Source organism: Sodalis praecaptivus (genome assembly GCF_000517425.1).
Taxonomy (GTDB): Bacteria; Pseudomonadota; Gammaproteobacteria; order Enterobacterales; family Enterobacteriaceae; genus Sodalis_A; species Sodalis_A praecaptivus.
In genome coordinates, this window is sequence record NZ_CP006569.1 from 1,869,646 (window position 1) to 1,888,320 (window position 18,675).

The 18,675-nt window shown below is 53.1% G+C and carries 20 protein-coding genes; 15 read left to right on the forward strand and 5 right to left on the reverse strand.

Going from position 1 to position 18,675, the window contains the following annotated elements; genetic code table 11:
* The first annotated feature begins 386 nt into the window (after positions 1-386).
* The 12 genes from SANT_RS08280 to SANT_RS24805 all read left to right on the forward strand — a co-directional run bounded on the left by SANT_RS08280 (position 387) and on the right by SANT_RS24805 (position 9,253).
* Positions 387-1,295 carry a cation diffusion facilitator family transporter gene (locus tag SANT_RS08280; RefSeq protein WP_025421828.1) on the forward strand — a complete coding sequence of 303 codons (909 nt, stop codon included), beginning with the start codon at positions 387-389 and terminating at the stop codon, positions 1,293-1,295.
* A 431-nt stretch (positions 1,296-1,726) separates the two neighbouring features.
* The gene (locus SANT_RS08285; protein WP_025421829.1) at positions 1,727-1,948 is read left to right on the forward strand and encodes a YgdI/YgdR family lipoprotein; all 222 of its coding nucleotides are present in this window, start codon (positions 1,727-1,729) and stop codon (positions 1,946-1,948) included.
* A gap of 259 nt (positions 1,949-2,207) precedes the next feature.
* Positions 2,208-2,621, forward strand: a complete 414-nt coding sequence (locus SANT_RS08290; RefSeq protein WP_025421830.1) for a DUF6515 family protein — start codon at positions 2,208-2,210, stop codon at positions 2,619-2,621.
* A 182-nt stretch (positions 2,622-2,803) separates the two neighbouring features.
* Complete coding sequence (locus SANT_RS08295; protein ID WP_025421831.1) at positions 2,804-3,070, forward strand: hypothetical protein; 267 nt, start codon at positions 2,804-2,806, stop codon at positions 3,068-3,070.
* A gap of 130 nt (positions 3,071-3,200) precedes the next feature.
* Positions 3,201-4,436 carry a peptidase T gene (gene pepT, locus SANT_RS08300; protein WP_025421832.1) on the forward strand — a complete coding sequence of 412 codons (1,236 nt, stop codon included), beginning with the start codon at positions 3,201-3,203 and terminating at the stop codon, positions 4,434-4,436.
* A gap of 76 nt (positions 4,437-4,512) precedes the next feature.
* Positions 4,513-5,406 carry an aromatic amino acid DMT transporter YddG gene (yddG, locus tag SANT_RS08305; protein ID WP_025421833.1) on the forward strand — a complete coding sequence of 298 codons (894 nt, stop codon included), beginning with the start codon at positions 4,513-4,515 and terminating at the stop codon, positions 5,404-5,406.
* A gap of 297 nt (positions 5,407-5,703) precedes the next feature.
* The gene (locus tag SANT_RS23295) at positions 5,704-5,868 is read left to right on the forward strand and encodes a general stress protein (RefSeq protein WP_071882009.1); all 165 of its coding nucleotides are present in this window, start codon (positions 5,704-5,706) and stop codon (positions 5,866-5,868) included.
* Positions 5,869-6,022: 154 nt separating this feature from the next.
* Positions 6,023-6,184, forward strand: coding sequence for a YqaE/Pmp3 family membrane protein (locus SANT_RS23300; protein ID WP_038668390.1), 162 nt, complete (start codon positions 6,023-6,025; stop codon positions 6,182-6,184).
* A 205-nt stretch (positions 6,185-6,389) separates the two neighbouring features.
* Complete coding sequence (locus SANT_RS08315; protein WP_335328938.1) at positions 6,390-6,827, forward strand: hypothetical protein; 438 nt, start codon at positions 6,390-6,392, stop codon at positions 6,825-6,827.
* Between the two features lie 314 nt (positions 6,828-7,141).
* Positions 7,142-8,191 carry an FAD:protein FMN transferase ApbE gene (apbE, locus tag SANT_RS08320; protein WP_025421835.1) on the forward strand — a complete coding sequence of 350 codons (1,050 nt, stop codon included), beginning with the start codon at positions 7,142-7,144 and terminating at the stop codon, positions 8,189-8,191.
* Between the two features lie 122 nt (positions 8,192-8,313).
* Positions 8,314-8,694 (forward strand): DUF305 domain-containing protein, encoded by a 381-nt coding sequence (locus SANT_RS08325; protein ID WP_025421836.1) that lies wholly within the window; start codon positions 8,314-8,316, stop codon positions 8,692-8,694.
* A 427-nt stretch (positions 8,695-9,121) separates the two neighbouring features.
* Complete coding sequence (locus SANT_RS24805; protein WP_257720082.1) at positions 9,122-9,253, forward strand: hypothetical protein; 132 nt, start codon at positions 9,122-9,124, stop codon at positions 9,251-9,253.
* Positions 9,254-10,314: 1,061 nt separating this feature from the next.
* Here the strand turns inward: SANT_RS24805 and SANT_RS08330 are convergent.
* The 4 genes from SANT_RS08330 to SANT_RS08345 all read right to left on the reverse strand — a co-directional run bounded on the left by SANT_RS08330 (position 10,315) and on the right by SANT_RS08345 (position 13,667).
* Positions 10,315-10,710, reverse strand: a complete 396-nt coding sequence (locus tag SANT_RS08330; protein WP_025421837.1) for a helix-turn-helix domain-containing protein — start codon at positions 10,708-10,710, stop codon at positions 10,315-10,317.
* 143 nt (positions 10,711-10,853) lie between these two features.
* Positions 10,854-12,074: a glycosyl transferase gene (locus tag SANT_RS08335; RefSeq protein ID WP_025421838.1), complete on the reverse strand. Its 1,221-nt coding sequence runs from the start codon at positions 12,072-12,074 to the stop codon at positions 10,854-10,856.
* Between the two features lie 55 nt (positions 12,075-12,129).
* Positions 12,130-12,942 carry a mannosyl-3-phosphoglycerate phosphatase-related protein gene (locus SANT_RS08340; RefSeq protein ID WP_025421839.1) on the reverse strand — a complete coding sequence of 271 codons (813 nt, stop codon included), beginning with the start codon at positions 12,940-12,942 and terminating at the stop codon, positions 12,130-12,132.
* Positions 12,943-13,433: 491 nt separating this feature from the next.
* Positions 13,434-13,667, reverse strand: coding sequence for a YodD family protein (locus SANT_RS08345; RefSeq protein ID WP_025421840.1), 234 nt, complete (start codon positions 13,665-13,667; stop codon positions 13,434-13,436).
* A 388-nt stretch (positions 13,668-14,055) separates the two neighbouring features.
* Here SANT_RS08345 and dsrB point away from each other — a divergent pair, with 388 nt between their 5' ends.
* On the forward strand, positions 14,056-14,262 hold the full coding sequence (gene dsrB, locus SANT_RS08355; protein ID WP_025245827.1) for a protein DsrB: 207 nt from the start codon (positions 14,056-14,058) through the stop codon (positions 14,260-14,262).
* Positions 14,263-14,455: 193 nt separating this feature from the next.
* Here dsrB and rcsA read toward each other — a convergent pair whose 3' ends face one another.
* On the reverse strand, positions 14,456-15,088 hold the full coding sequence (gene rcsA, locus SANT_RS08360) for a transcriptional regulator RcsA (RefSeq protein WP_025421842.1): 633 nt from the start codon (positions 15,086-15,088) through the stop codon (positions 14,456-14,458).
* A gap of 1,147 nt (positions 15,089-16,235) precedes the next feature.
* On the opposite strand from rcsA, the gene otsB reads away from it, so the two are divergent.
* Positions 16,236-17,024 (forward strand): trehalose-phosphatase, encoded by a 789-nt coding sequence (gene otsB / locus SANT_RS08370; RefSeq protein ID WP_025421844.1) that lies wholly within the window; start codon positions 16,236-16,238, stop codon positions 17,022-17,024.
* Complete coding sequence (gene otsA, locus SANT_RS08375; protein ID WP_025421845.1) at positions 17,021-18,430, forward strand: alpha,alpha-trehalose-phosphate synthase; 1,410 nt, start codon at positions 17,021-17,023, stop codon at positions 18,428-18,430. The genes otsB and otsA overlap by 4 nt, the downstream gene beginning before the upstream one ends.
* The last annotated feature ends 245 nt before the right edge of the window (positions 18,431-18,675 follow it).

The following is an 18,675-nucleotide window of genomic DNA, read 5'->3' on the forward strand; positions in this document are numbered from 1 at the left end:
CAAAGTCTCATCCTGGCACGGTTTAAACAACAAAAAGAGCCAATTTAAGCAGCCGGATTTTATCACGCTCGTGATAGGTGCTGATGCAACGTGTCAAATTCACGGTCGCAAGGCGCACTCGACGTTCCAGGTGCCGGAAATGGGCGGTAAGCGGCTTGAGCGCCTTTGGGGCGCTGAGCTTAAATCATCGATGTTAATAATGAATACGTGGTTATTCTATTGTTGTTCAGCGCAAAGGAGAACCGGCAAAGCGTTTATTTAGCGCTCACGCTTTATCCTGGGTGAAAAAAAGCTGTTTTTTTAATTCTCGAACCAACATAATAAACAGTTGAATTTAATTATTTTATAGCGTGTAGGGTAAATGATTATCATCTGGATAAAGCATTATGATTGCTAAGCTGCCTAAAAAACGCCTGACGCGTATCGCCTCGTTGGTGTCGCTTGGTGTGGCGTTAACGTTGGTTTGCATCAAAGTTTGGGCATGGCTAGAAACGGGCTCCATTGCATTACTGACCTCGGCGGCGGATGGTTTAGTCGATGTATTGGCGTCAATGGTCACGCTGGTGGGGGTATATTATGCACAGCGGCCTGCGGATCGCGGCCATCGTTTCGGCCACGGTAAAGCGGAAGCCATAGCCGCGTTTGTGCAGGCAATGCTGTTGGCGGCGGCCGGCGTCGCGCTCGGGATAGAGTCTGTCAGCCGACTCATTACCCCGCAGGCGCTTGCCGCGCAGGGATTGGGCATTATTGTGATTGTCGTCAGTACCCTCTGCGCTAGCTTGCTGGTGACCATGCAAACGCTGGTGGTGAAATACACCCAGTCGACGGCAATCGCCGCCGATCGCGCGCATTACATCACCGATATCGCGGTGAATATTGCGGTGCTCTGCGCGCTGGTCCTCGAGCATCAGTTTGGCTGGATCAGGGCAGACGCCAGCGGTGCGCTGGCCATTTCCTGCTACATGGTTTGGAATGCTCGCGGCATGATCCGTGCCGCTATGCTGCAATTGCTTGACCGCGAGCTTGATAGCGCCGATCGCCGTCGCATTACCGCCGCGGCACTGAGTTGTCCCGGAGTGGAAGGGGTTCATGACCTGCGTACCCGCAACGGCGGAGATCGGGTATTTGTCGAGCTGCATGTAGAAGTGGATGGGCAGTTGACCGTCGATGCGGGTCACGCCATTTGCGATAATGCGGAAGCGGCAGTCAGGGCACTGTTCAGCGTAGCGGAGGTTTCCGCACATCTTGAGCCGGCCGGGATTGCGGACGAACGACTCGATGATCTTATCAAATAGCGCCGAGGAGCACCCCTCGCGGCGGCGCTTGGCGCTCGCCGGCGGTAAAAAAAAAACACCCACCGAAAAAAACCGTGGGTGCCCAACATCACTTTCGCCATCACCGGAGCGGGATGACGTATTGAAACTATCATCTAACGGCAGTACGAACAAATGAGAAAGGCTAATTATTCGCCTTCAAATATTCATCGATATTATAGCCTTAGCCGCTAACGCAGAAATGAAGCGCATTTGCCCCGATGCAGCTTAATTTGTGACCCTGAGCGCCAGAGAAGAGCGAATTTACTGTACGCCGCCGATGGGTAAAGCCACGGTAAATATCTTGTTGGCCCGCAATGTCCCGAAATAATCCGCCGCTATACCCGCAAAAAGTTAGCGATACCGTGAGTTTGGGCTAAAATTATTGTATGTCTGATAAAAAGGAGTGGGTCATGAAGAAAGTATTCTCTATGTTATCAGTGGTAATTTTTTCGGCCTTTATCGCCGGTTGCTCAAGTAACTACGCTATGCACACCAACGATGGCAGAACTATCGTCAGCGATGGCAAGCCCAAGGTCGACGATCAGACCGGGATGATCAGTTATAAAGATGCCAACGGCACTAAACAGCAAATAGCCCGTACCGACGTGAAAGAAATGGTGGAAATCAAGTAACACCGGGTAAAGGTCTCGCTTTTCTCTTTCATCCCCGCCGCGGCGGGGCTTTTTTTTGGCATCAACACAAAGGGGCCAGTGTTAATCCCTATGGCGCGCAGGTCGCTCGCCGCCCTAAAAGAGTGTTCAGTCAAATTGCAATAAAATATGACCGAACGGTTAGGAATGCGTAATCACCGACTAAAAATGCGTAAAACGCCTTGCGTAACCGGACGATTAGCGCTTTTATTACTGTATTAATAGGGTAGATAGGTGCGATATGAGAAAATTACTGGTACTGCTGTTATCCGCCAGCCTGGTGGCGCCGGCGGCGGTGCTTGCCGGCCCTGGCGGTTACCATGGTGGCCCCGGTTTTGGCGGCCCTGGTTGGCATGGCGGTCCGGGGCCCGGGCGCGGAGCTCGCTTTCCCTTCCTGCCTGGCGCGGCGGAAACCGTGCTAATTGCCGGTTTGACCTATTATGTGCTCAACGGGATCTATTACCAGCGGCAAAACGATCAGTATGTGGTGGTCCAGCCGCCTCCCGCGCCACCAACCTATGTGGTGGCCGGTAACAATAGCAATATGACCGTGGTGGATATGAATGGCGAACGCTTTTACGTCAACCAAGGTCACTATTATCGGCGAACAATTAATGGCGATTATCTGGAAGTCCCTCGCCCTCCGGGCTTGTGATCTTCTCGCCATCTCGCTAAGGCCTGCCGCGGCAGGCCTTTTTGCTGCCCGTCTTACGGCGCCTTAAACATTTTGTTACCCGCCTGGCGCCGCCCTGAATATGCATTAAAATTACATAATAATTAAGAAGGGCATTAACCCCGAACTAACGCCTGTGCGTAACGGGGTATCTGGGAGGTCAGGTGAGGACATATAAAAAGTCTCGCCGTGAACGCTGGTTGAAAACCCGGCAAAAGGGGTTTCTTCACTATATCTTGGTTCGCAGCCTGTTGGGCTGGGGCGTGACCAGCGCGGTAGTGTTGTTGTTACTGGTTTATTGGCTATTTGATACGCCGGTGATTAATTTTGCCGGGCTGCTTACTTTTATTGTCTATGTCCTTATCAGCGTACTGCGCGGTTGCATTAAATGGGTCATGATGGAAAAAGAGCTGAAGTCAGGAACGAAGTGATCTGGGTATGCCTCCATGACGGCTCGCCGGGACAAAGGGTGGTTCCCGCAGGCAAAACCGATTATTATTCTTGCCGGCGTTGAGAAACGCCCCCACACCGGTGCCAGTCGCTATCCCCAAGGATGCCTTCATGTCTGATGCGATCGAAAGTCAGTTGATACAACGTTTTTTTCGCTACTTGGCGGTCACGTCGCAAAGTGATGCGACGTCCAGTCGGCTGCCCAGTACGCCAGGGCAACAGCAACTTGCCGACATGCTGGCGCAAGAATTATTTGCCCTCGGTCTGGATGACATCCTGGTTGACCAGCAGGCCACCGTCACCGCGGTCAAGCGCGGTAACTGCCCTGGCGCGCCGCGTATCGGTTTTATCGCGCATCTGGACACGGTGGATGTGGGGTTGTCGCCGGACATTCATCCTCAGCGGCTGCATTTCGCCGGTGAGGATCTATGCCTCAATCCGCGTCAGGATATCTGGATGCGGGTGGCGCAACATCCAGAGATCTTGCCTTATGCCGGCCAGGATATTCTATTCAGCGACGGCACCAGCGTGCTCGGCGCGGATAACAAAGCCGCTATCAGCGTCATTATGACCCTGTTGGCAACGCTTACGCCCACCACGCTCCATGGCGATATTGTCATCGCGTTTGTTCCCGATGAGGAGATCGGTCTGCGCGGCGCCAAAGCGCTGGATCTTGCTCGGTTTGCGGTCGATTTTGCCTACACCATCGATTGCTGTGAACAGGGCGAGGTGGTTTATGAAAACTTTAATGCCGCCGCCGCCACGGTTGTTTTCACCGGCGTTACCGCGCATCCTATGGCGGCCAAAGGCGTGATGGTCAATCCTATCCTGATGGCTCATGACTTTATCGGCTGCTTCGATCGCGCGCAGACGCCCGAAACTACGGCGTTGCGGGAGGGCTATTTTTGGGTCAACGCCATGAGCGCCAATGCACATCAGGCGACGCTAACGGTGGCGGTGCGTGATTTTGATCGGCAAGCTTTTAACGATCGAAAGCAACAGGTCCACGCCGCGGCGGCTGAAATAGGCCGACGCTATCCTAGCGGCGACATTGCGATAACCATGAGCGATATCTATAGCAATATCAGCAATGCGCTTGGGGAAGATCGGCGCGCCATTGATTTACTGCTAAACGCGCTGGATACGCTGGCGATCGCGCCCAAAATTATCCCCATGCGGGGCGGCACCGACGGTGCGGCGCTGTCCGCCAAAGGGTTATTCACGCCTAACTATTTCACCGGCGCCCACAATTTTCACTCACGCTTCGAGTTTTTACCCGTCAGCGCCTTTGTTAACAGTTATGCGCTGACCCGACAAATTTGTCTGCTTGCCGCCGCGGCAGGTTAACCGGTGGTTGGACAGCCGCCGGGATATCTCCGGCGGCGGCGTTGTCCAACAGGGAAAAGAGGAAACCCGTCCTATCATGCCAATGGTTTATTCGCGTAATGGCGCCACGCTGTTAGGCGGCGCGGCGATTTTACTTTGGAGCACCAGCGTCGCGCTGATGCGCGATATCAGTGAAACGTTAGGGGCAGCGGGTGGAGCCGCGATGCTGTATAGCGTGAGTACGGTGTTTTTATTATTACTGCTTGGCTGGCCGAAATTGCGCGGTTGTTCCCGCGGCTATTTGTGCTGGGGCGGGTTGCTGTTTGTTGTTTATGAAATCTGTCTGGCGCTGTCCCTGGGCTATGCCAGCGACCGTAGCCAAGCCATCGAATTGGGCATGATAAACTACCTCTGGCCCTGTTTGACCGTGATGCTGGCGATTGTGATGAACGGCCAACGCGCGGGACCTGCGGTCTATGCCGGGTTATTCCTGTCGCTTTTCGGCATCGGCTGGTTAATGTGCGGTGACGGCACTTGGACGCCGCGCCATATGCTGCACAATATCAGACAAAATCCCCTCAGTTATACTCTGGCGTTCAGTGGGGCGATCGTTTGGGCACTCTATTGTAACGTTACACGAAAGTACGCCGGCGGCAAGAATGGCGTGGCGATGTTCTTTTTGGCCACCTCTTTGCTGCTGTGGCTAAAATATGGACTCAGCCAAGACGCGACAATGCTATTCACCAGTCGGATCATTCTGCAACTTCTGGTGACCGGCGCCATCATGGGAACGGCTTACGCGGCGTGGAACATCGGTATTATTCAAGGCAATATGACGCTTTTAGCCACCGCCTCCTATTTTACCCCCGTGCTCTCGGCGGCGTTCGCCAGCCTGTGGCTGGGTGTCGCGTTAACCCCGGCTTTTTGGCAGGGCGTGGTGATGGTCTGCGCGGGATCGCTTATTTGTTGGTGGTTTACCCGACGAGCCTGATGAGTCCGGCAAAACGGGGTGGGGTAAGCGCCGCATGCCTGCTATTCCGTTTTCGGCGGATGAGGCGTCTCATCGCGGCGCGATTCTGGCGATAAGTTAATGATTAAAGGTTAATTATCGTCTAATCAATCGCATAGGACATTTACCGCCATCCCCGGCGTTTGGCCTTCTGGCGAAAGAGTGCACGGCTGACTACGCTTTCACCATTGATGACGCGATAGAACGCATTGTCAATATCAAAGCACAACACGGGTTGTTGCTAATGACACAATGTCATGTCCATCAATGGAGGCTATTATGGCTGAACATCGCAGCGGTTCCGGAAATTTTGCTGAAGATAAACAAAAAGCGTCTGAAGCGGGTAAAAAAGGGGGGCAACATAGCGGTAGCGGCGGCTTCAAAAATGACCCGCAAAAAGCCTCGGAAGCAGGAAAAAAAGGCGGCATGCATAAAGGGAAATAATGCCGCCCATCCCGGCGGACTGCGCCGAGTTTCCACAGGCAATAACACCGCCAGCAACGTCTGGCGGTGACACATTTTCACTCTTCTCTCCGCGGTTTAGGGCGTCACGTCGATGGCATCGCGTTATAGGAAATTCTGACAATCAGGAGTAGATATGGATTTCGTCAAAGTCATTTTCGCTATTATCTTACCGCCGGTCGGCGTTTTCATGGAAGTGGGATTGCGCGGCGCTTTCTGGCTCAATATTTTACTGACTTTGCTGGGCTATATTCCCGGTATAGTCCATGCGGTGTGGGTCATCGCCAGCCGCCGCTGATTACGCCTTAACCCGTCTTGAAAGCGTCTTGGCATCCCCGTCGTCTGTCGCACTTGATAACCTCCAGCGGTTCGCGCGCCACTATTGTCTATACTCATCCTAATCAGGCGCTAACCAGACAGGTACGCGCAACGCCGGCCCAGAGCGGCGGGGACTTTATTTGTCGGTGCAAACCGGCCTATGATTGGACTTAGCCTTAGGCGCTGTGGAGCCCGACGAAGACCCTATCGGACCGTTGCTGCCGACGCTGCCGGTGAAAGACCGCGATCGGTCGTTTTCACCCTCGACCGTGGAGCAAGCCATCGTAGTTTGGCTGTTTATTTGTCACGCAAGGGAAATCATTATGGCGAACGATCCCCACTATCAGGTCCTGCTGGACCGTATTGAAGCGCTCGAGGCGCGGGAACGTCAACTTACGGTGACGTCTCATGCCTATCAGGTGGTGTTGACCACCATCTTGGGTAATCTTGATGTCCAAACCCGCGATCGGATCATTACCATGGTGGATGAAGCACATGAAATCGCCTATTCCCAAGCGGTAAACCGCAGCGACCGGCACCTTTCGGAGGTCATCAAAGGCGCGGATGAGGTAGTACAACGCATGTTCAATTATGCTCAGGGCAATCCGCATTCAGGGCTCTGAGGTTCGTGGCGTTAATCCCTTTGACGCTGGCTACCCGGCGCACGGCTTCAGGCTAAAACACGCGGGGCTAAAGACGCCTTTATCCCGCCAAGTCGCCCCCGCTCGGGCATTCCTGCTGCCCGAAGCGCGTGTATAGGGCCGGGAGCGCTGCCGCGCGCCGCAGCCGGTCTGTCAATATTACCGACTTCTTATGCACTCAGGTCATGGCTTTTGCGCGTTGACTCAGGCAGCATATTGACCGTTTTTGCCGCCGGGTGAGTTTTCAGGCCGATGAGCGGCGTTGGGCGGCAATATTGGCCATTTAAGGATAGGTTATGACCAGATTTTCAGGGGTAGTGATGGCAACGTTAATGTTGCTCTGGGGATGCGACCGCGCGCCCACGATAGACCAGGCACAGCCCTGGCGTGCCGAAGGAAAAACCATGGGCACCTATTATCGCGTGCTGGTGGCGAACCCGCCCGCCGCGGCCTTGCCAGGTCTCAACGCAGCGATAGAACGGCAGTTGGCACAAGATAATCGTCAAATCTCGACCTGGCAAGATGACACAATTTTGTCTCGTTTTAACCGCTATCGGGGAACCGAGCCGCAGCCCATTACCGCGGGCATGGCGGATATTGTCTCCACCGCGCTGCGTATTGGCGCGAAAACCGGCGGCGCGATGGATATTACCATAGGGCCATTGGTCAACCTCTGGGGGTTTGGTCCAGAGAAACAGCCGTCAATCACCCCTGACGCCCGGCAAATCGAAAACGCGCGCGCGCGCGTTGGTTTGGAACATTTGCGGCTTATCGAAACCGACAAGGGACAGTGGCTGCAAAAAACGCTGCCAGACCTGTACGTCGATCTTTCCACCGTGGGCGAGGGGTATGCGACTGATCATCTGGCCGCCTTGCTGGAGCAGCGCGGTATTACCCGTTATCTGGTGTCGGTGGGGGGGGCGGTGTTGACCCGCGGTTTGTCGCCCAGCCAACAGCCCTGGCGGGTGGCCATACAGCACCCCACCGATGAAGCCGTGGCGGCGGAAGCCATCGTGGATTTGCAGGGACACGGCATCAGCACCTCTGGCAGTTATCGTAACTATTATGAGCTTAACGGCAAGCGCATCAGCCACATCATTGATCCCGTGACCGGCAGGCCGATAGATCACAAACTGGTGTCGGCGACGGTTATCGCCACCACGGCGCTGGAGGCGGACGGTTGGGATACCGGTTTAATGGTGCTTGGTACGGAAAAAGCCAAACAGCTGGCGTTGCGCGAAGGGTTGGCGGTGTTTTTGATTACCAAAAGCGACAACGGATTCACCACATGGATGTCGCCGCAATTTTCCTCTTTTATTATCTCGCGTAATGATAACGATGCCTAACCTCGTCGCGGTAGGTGCGGTAGGTCACGATAGGGATGCGACACCTGGCCTTGACAATAGCCTTGCGCTCGGTAAGCCTTAACAGGCTTACCCCTTAGGAAATGACACGTAAGGAAAATAGTATGCGTAAATTGCCTTTCTTCCCACTGCTAATGTTGATGATCCCCTTACTGGCCGGTGCCGCCGATACGCACCATGAGATGGCCGGGATGAATGAAGAAAATAACTCGGGAACGCTTTCCGCCGCCAGTAAAGCCTACCTGGATTCAATGAAAAACATGCATCAACAGATGGATGCCGGCGTTAGAGCCGACGATCCGGACGTGGCTTTCGCCCAAGGGATGATCCCGCACCACGAGGGGGCTATCCATATGGCTGAAGTGGAGCTCAAATACGGCAAAGATCCGGCGATGCGTAAGCTGGCTGAAAATGTCATCAGCGCGCAGAAGGCGGAAATTGCGACCATGCAACAGTGGTTAGCGGCGCACGGTCAGAAAAAATAGCGCCTGAAGGCGTGCAGGCCGTTGACGCTGGCTCGGCGGCCCTGCTTTCGGCCGTGGCGGGCTGACCCCGGCTTGCAATCCCGGCTGAGGTTTGGTAAGTCTAACCATGCCCGTGTATGATCGGGAATCTTTTGGTAACCCATCTTCCACCCACAAGTAAGCGAGGCGTTTATGAGCAGAGGTAAAGATAAAGCCGCCAAGAAGAAACCAGAGAAGACACTGAAGGAAAAACGTGCAGACAAAAAGAGCAAGAAGGAGCTCGATATTTGAGCCGTTTGTTCACTGCGGTCAACCCGGCGCGAAGCCGGGTTTTTTATTGCCGGCAAATCCTCTCCGCGAGGTGCTTTTATGGCCATAAAGCCCTGGGTGATAAAAATCAGTCTGGAAAACCGTTATACTGCCCTCATGATTTTCAGGAGATAGCGCGATGAACGACGATATATTTGAATTTGATATTGACGCCGAACTGGCCAAAGCCGAAAAAAACGCCGAAAAAAAAGCTGATGAAGTGCCGGAGCCGCTGTCGGCGGAAGACGATTGCGAAGGGTGTAAAATTTAATCAGCGGGGCGGCGGCATGGCCGCAGCGCCAAATGGCTGATGGTCTAAGGGTCTAAGGGTCTAAGGGTCTAAGGGTCTAAGGGTCTAAGGGTCTAAGGGTCTAAGGGTCTAATGGTCTAATGGTCTAATGGTCTAATGGTCTAATGGTCTAATGGTCCAGTATTCTGATGGCGAATGGCGAATGGCGAATGGCGAATGGCGAATGGCGAATGGCGAATGGCGAATGGCGAATGGTTGATAATTCATGCCTGCTGGGCTGACAGACCGGGCTTAAACTTTTGTTATCACGGCCGTCAGTTCGATGAGACCTCGGTGCCTGGATTGAGTGCGCCTAGGGGTCTTCCTGGCCTGCCGGTCATCATACGCTTACCGCTTGCCGACTATTCGTCCCCCTACACATACTCCAGGCGGTTACCGCCGCATGTTCTGCGCCCTCAGGCCTCGAACCTCTGCGGCTATTCTTTCCCGCCGCATCCGTCCCGTCCTGCTACTGCCCCTGCGGCCGTCGGTACCTGCATTATTGCGTAGCGTACCCACACCCGGCTGTTTGTGCGCCGCCTGCTAACCAGTCCGCTAAAATGGGGATGCTTTATCCGCGGTGGCTAAAGCGCGCACGGTTTTTGCCTTTGCCCCATCGCGCGCCGCAGTGTTATGTTTATTTTTATTAAACTTTTGCTTCATTTTTTTGGCAAGACATTCGCGGTTGCAAATAGGGACTCTGGGGCTGTCGCCACGCCGAAAGGCGCTAGCGGCCAAGATCAGGCCACGGGTCGTGGGGAAGGTAACGGGGTATGTTATGGCGGTTAGATGAGGAATAACACACTAATCTATTGTTATTACTCATTAAAAGCAGACGCGGTACCGAAGCGCAGTATCAAAAAAAGCCCGCCATTGACGGGCTAAAAGATCTCAAGTTACACCAGGGAAATTTTCTACTACTGGATTATAGTACGCTATTCGCCATCAAATGCTATTCATAAAAGTTCTTTTTTTATTCAATTATATCAATTTGTTTTAATGATTAAGAGAATGAAAACATTTGGCCCGGCGGTGAGGCTGAGCTAACGCGTGGGATGGTTGAGAGGCGGTATGTGCAGCGGCGGCGTGAGCCGCAAGGGCAGGGCGGGATCGTTGCGGCAGGCCTGCGGCGTGACGCCAAAATATTTTTTAAAGAGCGTGGTAAATTGCGATTGGGAATTAAATCCGTAGGATACCGCGATATCAAGAATGCGCTCGTCCGAATTTCGTAGCCGGAGTACGGCTTCGGTCAATTTACGTTCGCGGATATAGCGGCCAATGGCCATGCCGGTAGTGGCCCGAAAAATGCCCTGCATATGCCAGACGGAGTAGCCGGAGCGGGCGGCGATTTCCGGTAAAGCGATATCGCGATCCAGATGATCCTCAATCCAGTCTGCAAGGGCGGCCACCAGAGGTTCATTAGGTTTCAATTCGCGCATAGCGGGTCTAATCCGATTGACTGCCTGAGAGGCCGTCAGGGAAACGCTGCAGCGCATCCTGGCCGCAAGGATCCCTGCCGCCACCGGGGGTGCAGAGTTAACAAAAACGGCCGGGATCCCGGCCGGCGTCGCGGCGCTGAGCGTTAGACATTCCCTTTATTGTCTTCCTCGACCGCATCATAAATACGCTGCATGATATCCGGAAAGGCGGACTGCACGCGGCTCCAGCTTGGGATGAAAGGTTTATCGTTCGGCCGTTCGATAAACGCCTGCCCGGCGTCGAGTATGCACTGCATAAATAATTCCACCGCGGCTTCTTCACTGTGCTGGTCGAAACTCAAGCCGTTCATGATAGCATCATGATGATAAAAATCCAAAATATCCAATGCGTTACGATAATAGGTGGCTTTTAGCACGCGAAAAGAATCGCTGGTGAGGCTCACGCCCATCGTCGCCAGTTTACGATAGAGTGATTGGATAATATCGTTACTCATCCGTTTCAGACCGCCCGAACCATCCTCTTCCGCCAGCGGCTGATGTTTATGATCGTAATTATCGGCAATTTCAACCTGACAAATGTGATTGGGTGAGTAATTGCGGTAGATTTCCGACAACAGGCCGATCTCCAGTCCCCAATCACCGGGGATCTTCATATCGTGCATGACCCGGGTACGCATCGCGAATTCGCCGGACAACGGGTAACGAAAGCTGTTCAGGTAATCCAAATATTCCGATTGTCCATACACGTTCTCCAGCGAACGCAAAAGCGGCCCGACCAATAGGCGCACCACGCGGCCGTTCATCTTGCCATTGGCGACACGTGCGTAAAACCCTTTACAGAATTCATAGCTGAAACGGGGATGCACCACCGGATAGAGTAAGCGCGCCAGCATGCCGCGGTCATAGGTGACGATATCGCAGTCGTGCAGGGCAACCGCCAAGGTGCGATCCGAGGCCAGCGTGTAGCCGGTACAAAACCAGACATTGCGTCCCTTACCCGGTTCGGTGGGGGATAACCCCTCTTTTTCCAATTCGGCATCAATGGCTTTCAACCGCGGCCCATCATTCCATAAAATACGATGGTGCTGCGGCAAGCGAGAAAAAAATTCTCGGGCGTGAAGGAACTGTTCGCGGTCGGCGCGATCCAGACCGATGACAATTTCCTCCAGGTAAGGGACCCGCGCTAATTCGTCTATGATATGGGTGAGTGCCGGCCCCTCGAGTTCGGAAAATAGCGAAGGAAGGATAAGCCCCATTTTTCGTTTGCGGGAGAAGCCGATGAGTTCGGTCTCCAACTCTTCCACTTTCCGATCGGACAGGTTATGGAAATTGGCAATAATTCCGTTTTGGTGAAAATCGCTCATAAAACAACCCCCAATGGCTATGTTTTTTATTGAATTGTTATGGGTATGACCTCAATCACGCCTCGGTAATGAAATGGTTCAAACCTTCCACCCAACCTTCCGGTCCGTAGGCCTGGGTGCGATAAATGGACGGGTGCGCCGAGGACAGTACCACCGGCGTTTTACTGTATCCGCGGATAACCACGGCGTAATTTACCGCGTCGAGCATGGATTGGTCGTTTGGGCCGTCCCCCAGACCGAGGGTTTGCCAGCGCCGGCCGTCGTGCTGGCGGTATTGTTCAAGAAGCCAGCGCACCGCGGCGCCTTTGCCGCTGCCTCGCGACATGACGTGGTAAAATCTGCCGCCCTCGGTGATGGCCAAATCCTCCGCCGCCAGTTCGGCGGCGAAAGCGGCAAGTCTGTCGTCGGTGTCGCGCCAAATAAACGCCTCTGAGGCTTGGCGAGTTTTGGCCAGCTGTGCCTCTTTCACGCTAAGACCGGTCCATTCCGCGACTTCATTGGCGGTCACATCGCCAAAGCCAAAAAACTTGTAGCCCTGCGCCTCGCGCAGACGCGTCATGACGGCGCGCAGGGCGGTGTAATCCTTACCGGTAAAGCCGCCGGCCGATACCTGTGCGTTTGGCCACCGCGCGTCAAGCTGTAAAGCGGCGCCGTTTTCAGCAATAAACGGTGCCCCTACCAAACCCAGTTGCGTTTGCAATGTGACGATTTCAGCCGTGGTTTTACTCGAACAGATGACAATCGGTATGTCATTGGCTTTCAATTTCGCCAGCCAGGGCGCGGCGGGCTGCCAGCTATAGGTATGGTGATCTAGCAAAGAACCATCTAAATCGGTTATCACCAATAGGGGGTCGGTCAAGCTCGGCATGCTGTTCTCCGCCTCTTTTACATCGTGGCGTCCACCGGGCCGCCTCTCCAGCCAATCAGTATATACGATGGCTTATTGATCTATGGGAATAAATGGTTATTTGAACGGTTGTTGAGCGGACAAATGTTAACCTGAAACTAAAAGCCTGTTTATGGGTTATCGGAATGCTCCTAATTTAGCGCAAAGTGGATTCCCCTGTACTTGCTATGGTAATAACCGTCAGTCGATAAAAATAGTCATATTAAACAATTAGATATATATAGATACTGCCTTATGCGAACCACGTGCGGACGTAGAGGAGACCGCTGGAAACCAGCGCGGAAACAGAAACAAACGTAACGTGACTTGCCAATTATTAGGAGCTATATAATATGGAAAAGGTAATCTGATTTCCTAGTGTAACGAACTTTAAAATTCATCCCGCCAAGGCGGAATTTATGCTTCCCCGGTCTCCCCCGACCGGGGATTTTTTTGCGATCGCGCCCCGGCGCTCAATTATTCACCTCATTAACGGTAAAATCGCGGATATCCAGTTCATAAGCCTCGGCCAGCTCGCCGAAGGTAGTGTATTGCCGTCCCTGTACGGTCACCATGTGCGCCTCTTGGTTATCCTCATGCTCTTGCACCGTTTCGCCGGTGATGTCGGCCACCGCGTTCAGTAAAGCGTCGACGTCAATGCTGATTTCACGCTTCGTATGTTGATTATATTCTTTGGCGAAAGCCATGATCGTCTCCCCAGAAAAGAGTGAAAAAGACAAATTCAGTATAGTCGAGAATAGTCGCGCCCGAGCTATTCTCCGCCAGACGCCAGACGCCAGACGCCAGACGCCAGACGCTTGAAGCCAAGAACCCTGAGCCAGAGACCTGATGCCAGATACTTGAAACCAGATGCACGAGGAGAGCCGATGTCAGAAAAAGATGCTCAAACGGACGGGAAAGCCATTTGGGCGCAGCACGCCTTGCGGGGCGCGCCCTTGAATGGATCGCCAGGCGAAAGGACGCGGCGCTGGCCGTTGACGCGCGCAAGTTCGGCCGTCTTTCACACAATCTTGCTGGCGGCTGAGGGAAAAGTACATTTATACTACCCCTAAGTGAGTCGTAACGAGGAACGTCATGAAATTGCATGATCGAGTAACAGTTAAAACCGATGGCGGGCCGCGCCGGGAAGGGACCATTCTGGCGGTGGAGGAGTTTAGCGAGGGAGTTATGTATCTGGTCTCCCTTGACGATTATCCCACCGGCATTTGGTTTTTTAATGAGGTCAGTTCGTCGGACGGGATTTTTGTCGAGCCGCTTGTAGGTGAAGCGCAAACAAAATAAGCTATCGGCTATCGGCTATCGGCTATCGGCTATCGGCTATCGGCTATCGGCTATCGGCTATCGGCTATCGGCTATCGGCTATCGGCTATCGGCTATCGGCTATCGGCTATCGCTAGCCGTTTTGGCGGCGCCGGCAACAACACCGCTTTTAGCAACACGGTGCCGCGCCGGCGGAACGCACTATGCCGCCCCGTCAGCGCGCATTAACAAAAATACCCGAGGTGACGGTTTCCGTTAAACGCACGACGTGGTAAATCACCTGCTTATTGTGGGTCTTGATTTTGCGTTTGATATTGCCTTTATGGGACGAGACCGTTTTGGCTTTGATCTGCATACTGTCGGAAATCTGTATCGTGTCCTGTCCCGACATCCACATGCGCAGCATATGAGATTCGGTTTGACTCAGGCGCACGGGATTGATATCCAGACCCGTTAGATGCGTATGTTCGGTCACGCGATTTTTGCAGCATCCCGCAATGAGGGAATTGAGCGTAGCGGGCTTGATCGATTTCGATGTAATAATAAGATTTTTGCGAACAAACAGATAATCTTCAAAATGGATGTTCGTCATCGCCATAAAAATGAAAAAAAGCGTTTCGGGATGCGCTGTAATAACGCGTTTAATTCTTCCCGTCGCATCAGGTTCATGAATAAAGCACTCTTCGTTGATGAACACCACCGCCGGCTTAAGCTTATCGCATTTGGCCTGAAGTTGCGCAATGTCATTTACCGTATTGATATTTCGACGCTTTACCCCTGTTTCGGTCAAAAATCCCGTCAGCCCTAGTCGGGTATAACTGCATGAGTCCATAATAATCGTTGCCATAGCGTACCCTCACCTGAATTTGTTTATCCGTTTTACTCAACGATAAAATGCCCAAAAGCCTCACATTGCTTCTGTACTTCTAAATTATTTTTTTAGGTCCATAGCAAATGTTTTAACCATAATGTGTGATCTTAATCAACGATATTTTTTTTCGGACAACTCTTAAGGTGCACCATCAATCACCGTTTCTTAACAAATCGGCAAACCGCCGGGGTGCCAATCGCGTACAGAGCCGTCCAAAATTCCCCCGCTGGCGCGGGAGGCGGCACCTCTTCATCGTATGAGGTGACTAGTAATAAGCCTATTGATCATTTCAATGATAAAGCATATTTTGATAACTATACATAAGAAAAATTCATTAATTTGAACGAAGATTTTTTGGCCACACTGTAAGCATGGAAATAATTTGTAACGTTTTGGCGCTAAAGTTTTTTATGGCTATTTTTCATGGTGTTAAGCGTAATGTGGCTAAAATATAGACGGTTGAGAGTTGGATTTGCCGTTATTTTAGGCTAGCGAGGCTGCCCACCAGGGAGATTTGTAAATACTCAACCGGACGCGGCAGCTTTTTGGCTTAAGATTAATTGACCTGAGCCGGTGCGCCAACGCCTGCGCGTCCGGGTGGGAAAGGGCGTGAGGCGTTGGCGCTAGTCGACCGGCCGCGCCGTCATCGCCGCAAGCGGGCGTTAATGACCCCGCCTAGGGCGATGCCTGGACCGTCACCTTGGAGAGGTTTTGCAGGAAGAACGGATAAAATTGTAAGCCGTGCGTTGTTTTTATGTTAAAAATAAACGGGTGGACGCGGGAGTAGACCTTTAGCCGGGTTATGACAGAGTCGTTTTTCATGACTATACTTATTTTGCTATCACCGCCGCCCTGACTCAGGCGGTTCCAGAACCAGCCACGAGAAGACCACCGTTTCGCTGGTCGCTGGTACCGGAACAAAGAAAGCTGGGTGCTGGTAAAGCACATACCAAGGAGCATGACGAAAACCTGAATTCACTTCATATTCTTGCACTCCTTTGAACTCCGCTTTCAATCTTGACTGTCAGGGCTGCCAGACCAGACCATGGGCGTACGCAATGAAATGTTGGACGATGCGCCGTGAAGAGCGCGCGTGAGCGGGACATAATGAGGAACAAAAGGTATGACACCAAGTGATTCAATACCCCCGATAGTGTTGGCGGAAACCGCCTGCTTTTTTGATGTGGATGGAACGCTCGCCGGTATTGAAACGCGGCCTGAATGGGTCACCATCCCTGGCGACATCAAACAGGCGCTATGCGATCTGTCCGCCGCCGCCGGCGGTGCGCTGGCATTGGTTTCAGGCCGGCCCGTGGCTGAACTTGATAGCCTGAGCGCGCCGCTGCGCGGACCGGCCGCCGGTGTTCATGGCGCAGAGCGTCGTGACGCCCGCGGGGCGTTCCACCGCGTGGCATTGTCAGGGACTATCGCCACCGCGCTGGCGCGTGAACTCAAACAGGCCATCGCGGCGTTTGACGGCTGCCATGTGGAAGAGAAAGGGGTGGCGTTCGCTCTGCATTATCGCCAAGGGGAACACTATCGCGATCGGATCCTGGCGCTGGCGCAGGATATGGTCACACGGTATCCCGAACTGGTATTACAGCCCGGCAAATGCGTGGTCGAGCTTAAGCCGGCGGGCGTTGATAAAGGCGCGGCGATAGCGGCATTCATGCAAGAACCGCCGTTTGTCGGACGGACGCCGTTATTTATCGGCGACGACCTGACCGATGAAGCCGGTTTCAAACAGGTTAACGCTTTGCAGGGCATTTCGATTAAAGTCGGACCCGGCACGACGGTTGCCCGATACCATCTGGACGATGTGAGTCAGGTACACCGATGGATTCTGACATTGGCAAAACAACAAGAAAATCATTTTATTAAAACCAAAAACTCGGTTGGGGAGGGTTTATGAGTCGCCTAGTAGTAGTATCAAATAGAATAGCGGCTATTGAAGGTAAAAAGGAAAGCGCAGGGGGCCTGGCCGTCGGCATAATGGATTCACTTAAAGATCAGGGCGGATTGTGGTTTGGCTGGAATGGCAAAATAAGCGAAGAAGATGAGCCACTCGAAAAAAACCAGCAGGACAACATTACGTTTGCCGCATTTAGTCTAAAGCAAAGCGAATACGATCAATATTACCTCAATTTTTCCAATACCGTTATCTGGCCCGCCTTTCATTACCGTCTCGATTTGGTGCAATATCAGCGTGAAGATTATGACGGCTATTGCCGCGTCAATGAAATGCTGGCGGGGCGTCTTAAGCCGCTGGTAAACGAAGACGATATTCTTTGGATACACGATTATCATTTATTGCCGTTCGCCGCCGCCTGCCGTAAGTTGGGCATGAAAAACCGCATCGGTTTCTTTCTGCATATCCCATTTCCCACCTCGGAAATCTTCAATGCTTTACCGCCCCGCAAAGAGCTGTTAGAGAAGCTGTGCGAGTATGATTTATTGGGTTTTCAGGCGGAAAGCGATCGCCAGGCGTTCATTGAGAACCTGGCATTGGTCACCACCGTGGAAGATTTGGACGACGATCGTATTAAGGCTTACAATAAGCCGGTGACGGCACGGGTCTATCCCATCGGCGTCGAGCCGGAAAGTATCCGCGAACTGGCGGAAGGGCCATTACCGACCAAGCTTGCCCATTTGCGCGATAAGATGAACGGTCAGTTGATTATTAGCGTAGACCGGCTGGATTATTCTAAAGGGTTACCGGAGCGCTTTCAGGCCTACGAGACGCTACTGGAGAATTATCCACAGCATCGCGGCAATATTCGTTACTTCCAGATTGCGCCGACATCGCGGGGCGATGTGCAGGCGTATCAGGATATCCGGCATGAGCTTGAGACCGAAGCCGGCCGTATCAATGGCCACTTTTCCACATTAGAATGGACACCGCTGTTTTATCTCAATCAGCATTATGAACGCAGCCTGTTGATGAAAATTTTCCGCCACTGTGAGGTAGGGCTGGTCACGCCGCTGCGCGACGGGATGAATTTGGTTGCCAAGGAGTATGTCGCTTCACAAAATCCTGAGGATCCCGGCGTGCTGATCCTCTCCCATTTTGCCGGCGCCGCCAACGAGCTTACCTCGGCGCTGTTGGTTAATCCCTATGACCGCGACGGCGTCGCCGCCGCGTTGGATAAAGCCCTCAGCATGCCGCTCGGCGAGCGCAAGGCGCGCTTTCAGGAAATGATGGCGGTGATCAAAAAGAACGACATTGTGCATTGGCGGCAGTCTTTCTTGACCGATTTAAAAAAAATCCCTTCCAAAACTGCACAAGTCGGGCAGACCGTCTCTGGCGTGACGCGATAACCCGTACCGCCATCCTGGCGTAGACCAGGATGGCGGCTCCATGACGCCCGACACCGGGCCGCGAGACGTCAACGCCTGCCTAAGAGAATAATGGCGAAGGGCCTTCATCCTGTTCACCTCAGTGCCGCCCGCGGTAATCAATACCTTTTTAAGAGCAGCAATAGGGTCAAGTGACCCTGTCACGTTAGCGGAGCGAAAAAAAACCGGCCGCGCGGCAGGCGTGCCGGTTATCATTGCCGGGCGAT

Coding starts and splice junctions, on each gene's coding strand:
- SANT_RS08280 (WP_025421828.1), top strand. CDS start 387: ATGATTGCTAAGCTGCCTAAAAAACGCCTGACGCGTATCGCCTCGTTG.
- SANT_RS08285 (WP_025421829.1), top strand. CDS start 1,727: ATGAAGAAAGTATTCTCTATGTTATCAGTGGTAATTTTTTCGGCCTTT.
- SANT_RS08290 (WP_025421830.1), top strand. CDS start 2,208: ATGAGAAAATTACTGGTACTGCTGTTATCCGCCAGCCTGGTGGCGCCG.
- pepT (WP_025421832.1), top strand. CDS start 3,201: ATGTCTGATGCGATCGAAAGTCAGTTGATACAACGTTTTTTTCGCTAC.
- yddG (WP_025421833.1), top strand. CDS start 4,513: ATGCCAATGGTTTATTCGCGTAATGGCGCCACGCTGTTAGGCGGCGCG.
- SANT_RS23295 (WP_071882009.1), top strand. CDS start 5,704: ATGGCTGAACATCGCAGCGGTTCCGGAAATTTTGCTGAAGATAAACAA.
- SANT_RS23300 (WP_038668390.1), top strand. CDS start 6,023: ATGGATTTCGTCAAAGTCATTTTCGCTATTATCTTACCGCCGGTCGGC.
- apbE (WP_025421835.1), top strand. CDS start 7,142: ATGACCAGATTTTCAGGGGTAGTGATGGCAACGTTAATGTTGCTCTGG.
- SANT_RS08325 (WP_025421836.1), top strand. CDS start 8,314: ATGCGTAAATTGCCTTTCTTCCCACTGCTAATGTTGATGATCCCCTTA.
- SANT_RS24805 (WP_257720082.1), top strand. CDS start 9,122: ATGAACGACGATATATTTGAATTTGATATTGACGCCGAACTGGCCAAA.
- SANT_RS08330 (WP_025421837.1), bottom strand. CDS start 10,710: ATGCGCGAATTGAAACCTAATGAACCTCTGGTGGCCGCCCTTGCAGAC.
- SANT_RS08335 (WP_025421838.1), bottom strand. CDS start 12,074: ATGAGCGATTTTCACCAAAACGGAATTATTGCCAATTTCCATAACCTG.
- SANT_RS08340 (WP_025421839.1), bottom strand. CDS start 12,942: ATGCCGAGCTTGACCGACCCCCTATTGGTGATAACCGATTTAGATGGT.
- SANT_RS08345 (WP_025421840.1), bottom strand. CDS start 13,667: ATGGCTTTCGCCAAAGAATATAATCAACATACGAAGCGTGAAATCAGC.
- dsrB (WP_025245827.1), top strand. CDS start 14,056: ATGAAATTGCATGATCGAGTAACAGTTAAAACCGATGGCGGGCCGCGC.
- rcsA (WP_025421842.1), bottom strand. CDS start 15,088: ATGGCAACGATTATTATGGACTCATGCAGTTATACCCGACTAGGGCTG.
- otsB (WP_025421844.1), top strand. CDS start 16,236: ATGACACCAAGTGATTCAATACCCCCGATAGTGTTGGCGGAAACCGCC.
- otsA (WP_025421845.1), top strand. CDS start 17,021: ATGAGTCGCCTAGTAGTAGTATCAAATAGAATAGCGGCTATTGAAGGT.